The sequence below is a fragment of the Nonomuraea sp. NPDC001636 genome (genome assembly GCF_040298265.1).
GTDB lineage: Bacteria > Actinomycetota > Actinomycetes > Streptosporangiales > Streptosporangiaceae > Nonomuraea.
Window position 1 is genome coordinate 1 of the sequence record NZ_JBEOZT010000066.1, and the last position, 9,918, is coordinate 9,918.

The window sequence follows — 9,918 nt, forward strand, 5'->3', positions numbered from 1 at the left end:
TGAACGCCTTCGCCATCACCTTCGAAGGCCGCCTGACCCCGACCACTCGATAACTAATCAAGATCGAGATACACCGTTATCTAGACAGACCCGCGACAGGGCCTGCGCCGGTTTCCGGACGAACCCTTACCGGCGTGATCGGTCCCGTCAACGCAGGCCCTCGTGATGCCTTAGCTTGTTCTTTATCGTCCGGATTGTTGTGCTGAGCGGCGGGTTGATCGTTTCGCGGACAGCAAGACGGCCTTGAGTGATCATGTGCGGTGTCGAGTCGCTAGTGATCGCTACAAGGCCGTGAGGGTGAGTCTGCTGAACGAAGCCGCCTGTGTCGAGTCTTCAGAGGTGTTGTCCCGGTTCCGAAATGATGTCTACGCCTGCCTCAAGGCGCGGGCCGATGCGTTGTTCGAGCTGGCAGAGGCGCTGTTGTGCGAGCCCGGACCGGTGCACTCGCCGGTGGATCTGAGCTTGTCGCCGGAGTACCGGCGCGGGCACGGCGCCCTGTACGGCGGGCTCAACCACGGCCGGATCGATGCGGACCAGCTGCGCCAAGTGCTGGCCGCGCTGCCGTTACCACGCTGGCCAGAAGGGCGGATCGTGCTGGCGGTGGATGTGTCGCCGTGGCTGCGCTCGGATGCTGCCTGCTCGGCCGAGCGGTTGTTCTGCCATGTATACGGCCGGGCCAAGAGCGCCTCGCAGTTCATCCCGGGCTGGCCGTACTCGTTCGTGGCGGCGCTGGAGATGGGCCGCACGTCGTGGACGTCGCCGCTGGATGTGGTGCGGCTGGGGCCGGCCGACGACGCCACCGCCGTCACCGCCGCCCAGCTCCGCGGCGTGATCGAGCGGCTGATCGCTGCCGGGCAGTGGCGCAGCGGAGATCCAGATGTGCTCATCGTGACCGACGCCGGCTACGACATCACCCGTCTGGCCTATGTCCTGCGTGACCTGCCCGTCGAACTGCTGGGACGCATCCGCTCCGACCGGGTGCTGCGCCTGCCCGCCCCACCACGACGCTATGACCCCAAGGGCGGTCGGCCGTCCAAGCACGGCGGCGAGTTCGCCCTGGCCGACCCCGCCACCTGGCCCAAGCCCGCGGTGGCCACGGTCACGGACACCACCCATTACGGCAAGGCCGAGACCAGCGCCTGGGACCGGCTTCACCCCTGCCTCACCCACCGCGCCGCCTGGCTCGACCACGAAGGCGAACTTCCCCTCGTTGAAGGCACCCTGATCCGGCTGAAGGTCGAGCACCTGCCCGGCGACCGAGACGCCCCACCCATCTGGCTCTGGTCCTCCAAGACCGGCGTCACCGGCGTGGACGTGGACCGCAGCTGGCAAGCCTTCCTGCGCAGATTCGACCTGGAGCACACCTACCGCTTCTGGAAACAGACCCTTGGCTGGACCCGGCCCAAGCTGCGCGCCGCCCAGGCCGCCGACCGCTGGACCTGGCTGCTCATCATCGTGCACACCCAGCTGCGCATGGCTCGCCGGCTGACCGAGGACCTGCGTCACCCATGGGAGAAAGCAGCCTCGCGGGGGCAGCTCACTCCCGCTCGGGTCCGGCGCGGGTTTCGGAACCTGCGTCCTGCACTCGCCCAGCCGGCCAGTGCGCCCAAACCCTCTCGGCCCGGCCCAGGACGTCCATCCGGGATCCCCAATCGCCGCCCCGCACCCGATACGACGTGGGCAAGACCATCAAACGCGGCCGCACCCTCGCAGCCCTACAACAATCCGGAGGATAAAGAACAAGCTTAGCGCCTGTTTCTCAAGTTGGCAGGGCCTGGTGAGGGCAGTGACAGCGCGTGAGAATTGCTGAGTGGGTCGGCGAACCGAGGTCCGTGTGTGTGAGGGCTGTGGAGCCGAGCTGGAGGTGACAGCACGGTCGTCACGGCGTTTCTGCTCGTCGGCGTGCCGGTCGCAGAGTTGCGGTCCCGCCGGCGGCGGCGCGAGGAGTATGACGCGGCGCTGGCCGAGATCGCGGCCATGGGGTTGAGCCGAGGCCCTCGTCTCGGGAGATGGCAAGCAGCGACCGTCGGCGACGTGTTCGGTATGCGGGCGAAGTTGGTGGGTCACGGTGCAGAAGCGGGTGGATGCGAAGTTCTGCTCCAGTCGCTGCCGGACGGCGGCGTGGCGGGAACGCCGTGGTGATCCGCCCGCGTGGTTGATCGTGTTGCGGGCCCGTTCTTCGCGTTCGGATCAGCCGTTCGCGTTCTGCAGGCGTCACGGTGTGACGGCTTGACGCGACGCTAACGGATGGCGCCGAGTGGCCGACGCGGTTTCCGGCGGGTCAGGCGCCGGCTCATCAGGGTGATGGCCGCCATGGTGAGATGGGCCTCGCTGTGGGAGTGCAGGCGCTCGTAGTCCCGGCAGTTGCGGCGGGCCCGCATGAGCCAGGACAGGGTTCGCTCGACGATCCAGCGGCGAGTTATGTGGAATCTGATCTGTCAAGCGGGCCATGCTGCCTGTCGGTAGATATCGGCTGGCCGACTGCGTGAGGAACCTGGACAATCACCTATCGTGATGGGGATCTCCGGCTTCGAGCCGACCTTTCTCGTCGGCCTTGAAGCCGTCCGCAAGGAACACGGGCCAGGCATGGCAGCGCTTGGTGGCCGGCGTCTGACGGGGTTCGCGATCGTGCGGTTTGTCGAGGACGGGGATTGGTTCGCTGACTGCCCCGTTGTCTTGAACTTCGACGGTGTCCAGGTAGAGATCTGCCACTGGAAGCTCGATGAGCTGTCGATCAGCTGGAACAGCATCGACACGACGACAGCGATCAGCGACTGGGAATGGTTCGAGCTGACTCCGGCGTGGTCCGGTGCCGACGAACGGCTTGAGCCGTTCGTCGGCCAGGAACTACGCGAAGTTGCTCTGCTGGAGTGGCGTCCTTCGAGTCATGACCTGGCGGACGGCACCATCGCGGTGGAGTTCGTCTTCGACGCCGGCTGTTTCCATATCGCCAACGCTCTTGATGAGAACAGCATCGAGATCGGTGACGCTCATCCGGAATTCGTGCGGCACCGGTTGGGCTGCGGTGCGCCGCCTGAGTAGGTCGGCCTCCGGTTGATCTCGATGACCGAGACCCGCGCCCAGGCCGCGGCTGACCTCGGGTGGCACCCCGACACCTACCGGATGTGGGAGATCGCCGGACGAGCCGACGACAAGATGAGCGGTGAACCCGCTTGGCTGGCCGATCCGGACCGGCCAGGGCGAAGTCGCTGGCTGGCCACCTCGTTCTTCACCGGGGTCGAGGAACCGGCGGACAGCCATTGGCGCTGAGAAGGATCTTGATTGCAGTCGCAGCGCAAGCACGGGCAAGTGGAGTTGCTGACTCGAGTGCTGGCGCTTGTATTTTGGGGCGATGTATCCCCCGATCGAGCCCTACGACCACGGCCACCTTGACACTGGTGACGGGAACCTCATCTATTGGGAGGTTTGCGGCAACCCCGAGGGCAAGCCCGCGCTGGTCGTCCACGGCGGCCCCGGCGGGAGCTGCTCCCCCGGTCAACGTCGCGGCTTCGACCCCGAGCGCTACCGCGTCATCTTGTTCGATCAGCGCAACTGCGGCCGGAGCCTGCCGCACGCCAGTGACCCGGCCGTCGACCTGAGCGCCAACACCACCCACCACCTGGTCACCGACATGGAACGGTTGCGCGAACATCTCGGCGTCGACCGATGGCTGCTGTATGGCGGTTCGTGGGGATCCACGCTGATGCTCGCCTACGCCGAAGCCCACCCCGAGCGGGTCTCGGAGATGGTCATCTGCGGCGTCACCATGACCCGCCGCTCCGAGATCGACTGGCTCTACCGCGGTGTGGGACGCTTCTTCCCCGAGCAGTGGCAGCGCTTCCGCGAAGGCGTCCCCGAGGCCGAACGCGACGGCGACCTGCTGGCCGCCTACGCGCGGCTCATGTCCGACCCCGACCCCGCCGTACGCGCCAAGGCCACCCACGACTGGGCGGACTGGGAGGACGCGGTGATCTCCCTAGAGGTCAACGGCAAGCCGAACGCCTACAGCGACCGCCCGGAGGCCGATCTGCTGGCCGTCACCCGCATCTGCGCCCACTACTTCTCCAACGCCGCCTGGCTGGAGGAGGGCATCCTGCTGCGGGACGCGTACAAGCTGGCCGGCATCCCCGGCGTGCTCATCCACGGCCGCTTCGACCTGGGCAGCCCGTTGGAGAACGCCTGGCAACTGGCCCAGGCCTGGCCCGATGCCCGGCTGGTCGTGGTGGATGACTCGGGGCATACCGGCAGCAGCACCATGGCCAAGGCCGTTCCTGCTGCTTTGGATGGCTTCGCGAGCTGAGTCGGGCCTGGCTCACTGGTCAGCAACGGGGGGTTGTGGAGCCTGCGAACGGCGGCTATCGCTGAGAATGACCATGGCGGGTAGTCATCTCAACGTTTCATGGGCGAGGATCTTTCATCGGTAAGCGCGCCTTGATCCTTTTCAGCGCCAACGGCTGTCCGCCGGTTCCTCGGGCCCCTTCACCCAGCCATGCTCCAGCGGGGAAGCATGGTCGACGGTCGCTGGCGCCCACCGCAGTACGGACCCCACGAGTACGGCAACCCCAACCACTTCGCCGCGTTCGAGGTCCCCGCCGAACGCCTCTACCAGGCCCTGCAACGTACCCGCGACGATCAGGAGGCGGCCCTCCGTGAGCTGTTCGCCTGACCTGCCTTGGCTTCCGGTAAGCCCCTGACCAGCAGGCTGCAGGCTGCCATGCCACATGTGTTGCGGCTGGCCCGGACTCCTCCCAGCGGGTTCAGGGCCACACTTTCTACCTCTGCACGCACGGCCTGGATGTTTCAGCAGGCAGCCATGTCGCGGCTGCCGCTGTAGCTGAGGTCGCTGCTGACCTTGATGCTCGCCACGACCGTCACACACCGGCGAACGCTGGCACTGATCGGGGGCGGAGTTGTGGTGGGTGGCCGATCAGGCTGCCGTACTCGAAGCGGCAGTTCCTCAGGCTGAGGATCTCGACGAGCTGGTCGCGGACGTGCTCGACCACCGCGTGGGCTCCGTCGGAGGTCTGGGCGAGTTCGGCGGTCTGGTAGATGTGCTTGAGGTAGTCGGCGCTGGTGATGGTGACCACCCGCATACGGCGGGCGTAGGCAGCCAGCTGCGAGACCGCCACGCCCACGACGAGCGGCAGAACCGCGGTCTGGACGTCCGCCGCCTTGGCGATGGCGAACTCCTGGTAGGGCCGGGTGAAGAAGAAGTCGAACCACACCGCCGCCGACAACGCCGCCACCGCCCCCGCCACGCGATTACCCAGTGCCGCCACGCCAACGACGACCCATCGCGAAGCTGCTCGGCGTGAGCGTCGGCACGCTCTACAACCACATCCCCGACCTACGCCGACTCCGCGAAAGCAGGCCGGTCCGTGAGCTGACCGGTGGCCAAAGCCCGCCATCGTAGGACAATCACATCCCCGCACGTCGGCTCACGTCTCGTTTTGCTGGGTGCAGCTCCGGGGGCACGTCTACGGTCGCTTCATGGGCTGGATGTTTGCGCTGTGGGGACTGGGCGGTGGGCTGGCCATCGAGGCGCTGGACTTCATCAAGGCGGTGCGCCGGGTGGGCCACGGCTGGCCCTGGCGCTATCCGTACGGGCCGGGCGGCGGCCCGTATCTGGTCTCGGTGCTGGGCCGCGCGGCGGCCAGCGCGGTGGTGGCCGGAGCCGCCGGCGCGTCGGTCAACGGGATGACGCCCCTCATCGCTGTGGGGCTCGGGGCGGCCGCGCCTCTCATCCTGGAAAAGCTCAGCCAGCAGATTCCGGTGCAGGCCGGCCTGCCCATCGCCGACGGGGTTACGAGACCGGCGCAGACAGCAGAGCCAGCCACCGCGCCCGCCGAGCAACCCCATCGACCCGCACCGGGCATCACGGCCCCGCCTGGACCCCCGTCCTCGGCCGAGGCGGTCTCCCGGCAGGCAGGAGGAGAAGGCGATGCTGCGCGCTGACTCGCTCACAGGCCGGATCATCACGGCCTTCGCCCGCACCTCCCCCGCGTTCCGCCCGGCCGACGACCGCAAGCCCGGACGGTCCTGGTGGCGGGCCTGGACCCGCACCACCCCGGCGTTCGCGCGCTCATCGCCGCTGAACCGTCCTGGTACGGACTTGAGCAGAGCGCACCTGAACGGCACGGATCTGACCTGGGCGGACCTGAGCCGCGCGGACCTGAGCCGCGCGGACCTGAGCCGCGCGAACCTGAGCCGCGCGAACCTGAGCCGCGCGAACCTGACCGGCACGGACCTGAGCCACGCGAACCTGACCTGGGCGGACCTGACCCACGCGAACCTGACCTGGGCGGACCTGACCCACGCGAACCTGACCGGCGCAAACCTGAGCGACGCGTACCTGCTCGGCGCGAACCTGACTCGAGCGAACCTGACCGGCACGGACCTGAGCCGCGCGGACCTGACTCGCGCGGACCTGACCGGCACAAACCTGAGCGACGCGAGACTGCTCGGCGCGATCCTGGCCCGCGTGGACCTGACCAGCGTGGACCTGACCGGCGTGGACCTGACCGGCGCCGGACTGTTCGACGCGAACCTGACCGGCGCCGGACTGTTCAACGCGAACCTGACCCGCGCGGACCTGAGCCGCGCGGACCTGCTCGGCGCGAACCTGACCCGCGCGAACCTGAGCGACGCGGACCTGCTCGGCGCGAACCTGACCCGCGCGCATTTGAGCCGTGCGAACCTGACTCGCGCGAACCTGAGCGACGCGAGGTTGATCGACGTGGACCTGCTCGGCGCGAACCTGACCGGCGCGTGGTTGATCTGCGCGCACCTGAGCGACGCGGGGCTGTTCGACGCGGACCTGACCCGCGCGGACCTGACCGGCGCAGATCTGACCGGCGCAGATCTGACCGGCGCGCACCTGACCGGCGCGCACCTGACCAGCGCGGACCTGCCCGGCGCGGACCTGACCGATGCGGACCTGACCGATGCGGACCTAGCCGACGTGGTCTGGAACGAGCGGACCCAGTGGCCCACGCCTGAGTGGGAGGCGCGTCTGCGAGCGAACTCCGAACTGTTGCCGGACGGGCGGCTACGGGTCCGCACGGGAGGTGCCTCAGACAGCGCTCTGAGCCTTATCTGATCCCTGGAACCTTGGGGGCTGCGGGGCCTCTCACCGGGAAGACGTCTTCCCGCAATCCGGCTCATGTTCAAACCGTCTCGTAAAAGACCATTTCCGGGACGGTCCTCTGCGGCAATTCGGGGTGCCGGTAAGAAACGTGTCATGAGCCCCAAACGGCGTTGATCTTGCTGTTACTTGCCTGGTCACTGCTGGTTGGTCATGAAACACCCCTCGATGCACATCGACGATCTGGTCGAGCACTGGACGTCCCTGGACGAAGAGCGCGGCCTGATCGCCGGAAAGCGCGACGCCACTCGACTCGGTTTCGCGATCTTGCTGAAGTTCTACACGCAGCATGGCTGGTTCCCGCTGGCCGTTCAGAGCTGCCGGATGACGTGGTGGAGCACGTGGCCAAGCAGGTCCGGGTTCCCGCGTCGGAGTTCGGCTTCTACGAGTGGTCCGGCTCCACGATCGAGTACCACTTCCATCAGATCCGTACGCACCTGGGCTTTCGTACCTGCACGACGGAGGACGCGGCGAAGCTGGCGGTGTGGCTGGCCGAGGAGGTCGCGCACGCCGAGCGACGGCCTGAACGGGTCCGGGAGGAGCTGCTCAAGTATCTGCGCGAGGAGCGGATCGAACCGCCGGCGCCTGGGCGGATCTCGCGGATCGTGGCCTCGGCCCTGCACAACGCGGAGGTCGCCTCGTCGGCGCGGATCGCCTCCCGGCTGGGTCAGCCTGGAGTGTCAGCGAGAAGTAGGAGAGGTCGTAGGTTCGGAGGGACACCCATCACCTCTGTGACGGTGACATTCTTCGGGCCCTGACCCGCTGGTAGTGTCTGGCCGCCTTGGCCCGGTTGCCGCAGCCTTCCTTTGTGCACCAGCGGCGCAGATGACGGCGGTCAAGGAAGAGCCAGCCACAGTTGTCGGCCTGGCAGATGGACACCGACCGCAGATCGGGCGAGGCGAGCAGTTCGGCGCCCTGCCGGGCGATCGTCCACAGCGCCAGGTCGGGAGAGCCCTGATCGTCCCAGCCCCATGCCAGGTCGACGGTCAGCCGCAGATGACTCATCGCCGCCCGCAGGTGCGCATTGATCTTGTCCACGTCGCCGAGGTCAGGCGGGTGCTCGTCGATGACGGCCAGGAAGGAGCGGAACAGCGCCTCGCGTAGTTCCCGGGCCGCGTCCAGGGTGGCCAGCGTGCCGGCGGGCGCCGGGATTCCCGCCTGCTCCGCCCAGTCCGCGAGGTCCTGCGGGGTCTGCAGATGATCGTACGGCTCCGGCCCGGTGTGCCAGCTGACCGTGTTGGTGAAGTCGAGCGGAAGCGAACCTCCGACGAACATGAACGGCATGCTCTAACTATAGAGGTTGACATAAGAGGTTAGAAGCCTCTATTTCTAACCCCGTGATACTCCTCAAGAGGGTAGAAGATCGCGACTTCGGATCGCTGTGGGCCGCGCAGTCCATTTCCCAGGTGGGATCCCAGATCACCACCGTGGCGCTGCCGCTGACCGCCGTCGCGCTGTTCGACGCCGGCCCCACCCAGATAGGCCTGCTGAACGCCGCCGGCTACCTACCCGCTCTCCTGCTCACCCTGCTGGCGGGCGTATGGATCGACCGCAGCCGCCGCCGGCCGCTGCTCCTCGGAGCCGACCTGGGGCGAGCGGTCGCGATCGCCCTGATCCCGGTCACCGCCCTGGGCGGGGTGCTGGGGATCGAGAGCCTCTACCTGATCGTCTTGGCCAGCGGGACGCTGACCGTGCTGTTCGACACCGCCTATCACGCCTACGTGCCCGCGCTCGTGCCAGGCCAGAACCTGGTGCGGGCCAACAGCCGCCTGCAGTTCAGCGCCTCACTCGCGCAACTAGCCGGGCCAGGGCTGGGCGGTCTGCTGGTCCAGGCGCTCAGCGCGCCTGTCGCGCTCGCCTTCGACGCGCTGTCCTTCCTGCTCTCAGCGCTGTTCCTGTTGCGTGTCCGGCACCGCGAGCCGACCCCGCAACCCGGTAGCGTCCGGCGGATCTGGCAAGAGATGGCCGAAGGGGTGCGCGCGACCTTCGGCAACCGCCACCTCAGGCCCGTCGCCCTGGAGGCGGCCACCTTCAACTTCTTCGGCCAGTTCATCGCCGCCCTCTACATCCTGTACGCCGTGCACGACCTGGGGCTGTCCGCGGGGGTCATCGGCGCCATCGCCTCGACGGCAGCGGCGGGCGCCGTGCTTGGCGCACTGGCCACACAGCCGCTGGTGCGCAGGCTCGGCTTCGGCCCCGCGCTCATCGCGACCACGGTGGTCGCCTCCACACCGCTCATCGCCATCCCCCTGGTGTCCGGCCCGGTCAGCCCGATCGTGCTGGCCGTCGCCTACTTCGTTGAGGGCGTCGGCATCGCGGTGTCGGGCTCACAGGCGGTCACACTGAGGCAGGTCGCCGTACCCGCCGCCGTGGTCGGCCGGGCCAACGCCGCCTACCGCACGCTGTCGTTCGGCGTACTCCCGCTTGGAGCCATGGCAGGCGGCCTGCTGGGCGATCTGATCGGCCTGCGCCCGGCGCTGCTGGTGGGAAGCATCGGGCTCGCGCTGGCACCGATGTGGGTGCTGCTGTCGCCCGTGCGCCATCTGCGCATCGCTGAGGACGCCCGTCCTCGCCAGGCCGAGGTCGGCGTCTGATTGTGCCTTCAGTGCCACCGAAGGCACGCTCTCGGAACAGATGAGTGCTCGCACGGCCCGTTTCTGCCGTATTCCGACGGCACCCCTACTTTGCGTCTGGTGACACCGACCCTTGCGACATGAGGTCGCACGTGGCGAGTGACTGCGTTGAAGGAGGATCGATCATGTCGGGAACGTAGT

At 67.7% G+C, this 9,918-nt stretch carries 11 protein-coding genes; 9 read left to right on the forward strand and 2 right to left on the reverse strand.

All coding sequences use genetic code 11. The features are described from left to right. Positions 1-297 precede the first annotated feature (297 nt). From ABT158_RS50435 to ABT158_RS50460, 5 genes are all read left to right on the forward strand, one after another. Positions 298-1,749 carry an NF041680 family putative transposase gene (locus ABT158_RS50435; protein ID WP_352366513.1) on the forward strand — a complete coding sequence of 484 codons (1,452 nt, stop codon included), beginning with the start codon at positions 298-300 and terminating at the stop codon, positions 1,747-1,749. Positions 1,750-2,511: 762 nt separating this feature from the next. Beyond that, positions 2,512-3,042: a hypothetical protein gene (locus ABT158_RS50445; RefSeq protein ID WP_352366514.1), complete on the forward strand. Its 531-nt coding sequence runs from the start codon at positions 2,512-2,514 to the stop codon at positions 3,040-3,042. Between the two features lie 21 nt (positions 3,043-3,063). Further along, the gene (locus ABT158_RS50450) at positions 3,064-3,270 is read left to right on the forward strand and encodes a hypothetical protein (RefSeq protein ID WP_352366516.1); all 207 of its coding nucleotides are present in this window, start codon (positions 3,064-3,066) and stop codon (positions 3,268-3,270) included. An 82-nt stretch (positions 3,271-3,352) separates the two neighbouring features. Then, positions 3,353-4,300 (forward strand): prolyl aminopeptidase, encoded by a 948-nt coding sequence (gene pip / locus ABT158_RS50455; RefSeq protein ID WP_352366518.1) that lies wholly within the window; start codon positions 3,353-3,355, stop codon positions 4,298-4,300. Between the two features lie 207 nt (positions 4,301-4,507). Next, positions 4,508-4,666: a hypothetical protein gene (locus ABT158_RS50460; protein ID WP_352366520.1), complete on the forward strand. Its 159-nt coding sequence runs from the start codon at positions 4,508-4,510 to the stop codon at positions 4,664-4,666. Positions 4,667-4,871: 205 nt separating this feature from the next. Here the strand turns inward: ABT158_RS50460 and ABT158_RS50465 are convergent, their stop codons facing one another. Then, entirely contained in the window at positions 4,872-5,279 is a 408-nt protein-coding gene (locus tag ABT158_RS50465; protein ID WP_352366522.1) for a DUF4118 domain-containing protein, read from the reverse strand. A 211-nt stretch (positions 5,280-5,490) separates the two neighbouring features. Here ABT158_RS50465 and ABT158_RS50470 point away from each other — a divergent pair, with 211 nt between their 5' ends. The 3 genes from ABT158_RS50470 (at position 5,491) to ABT158_RS50480 (ending at position 7,902) form a co-directional block, all read left to right on the forward strand. Then, positions 5,491-5,955 carry a hypothetical protein gene (locus ABT158_RS50470; RefSeq protein WP_352366524.1) on the forward strand — a complete coding sequence of 155 codons (465 nt, stop codon included), beginning with the start codon at positions 5,491-5,493 and terminating at the stop codon, positions 5,953-5,955. After that, the gene (locus ABT158_RS50475; protein WP_352366526.1) at positions 5,942-7,099 is read left to right on the forward strand and encodes a pentapeptide repeat-containing protein; all 1,158 of its coding nucleotides are present in this window, start codon (positions 5,942-5,944) and stop codon (positions 7,097-7,099) included. Before ABT158_RS50470 ends, ABT158_RS50475 begins: the two co-directional genes overlap by 14 nt. A 164-nt stretch (positions 7,100-7,263) precedes the next feature. After that, positions 7,264-7,902: a DUF4158 domain-containing protein gene (locus ABT158_RS50480; RefSeq protein ID WP_352366528.1), complete on the forward strand. Its 639-nt coding sequence runs from the start codon at positions 7,264-7,266 to the stop codon at positions 7,900-7,902. Here the strand turns inward: ABT158_RS50480 and ABT158_RS50485 are convergent. Next, entirely contained in the window at positions 7,868-8,428 is a 561-nt protein-coding gene (locus tag ABT158_RS50485) for a CGNR zinc finger domain-containing protein (protein WP_352366530.1), read from the reverse strand. The two genes, ABT158_RS50480 and ABT158_RS50485, sit on opposite strands and share 35 nt — an antisense overlap. 53 nt (positions 8,429-8,481) lie before the next feature. Here ABT158_RS50485 and ABT158_RS50490 point away from each other — a divergent pair, with 53 nt between their 5' ends. Beyond that, positions 8,482-9,738 (forward strand): MFS transporter, encoded by a 1,257-nt coding sequence (locus ABT158_RS50490; RefSeq protein ID WP_352366532.1) that lies wholly within the window; start codon positions 8,482-8,484, stop codon positions 9,736-9,738. Positions 9,739-9,918: the final 180 nt, after the last annotated feature.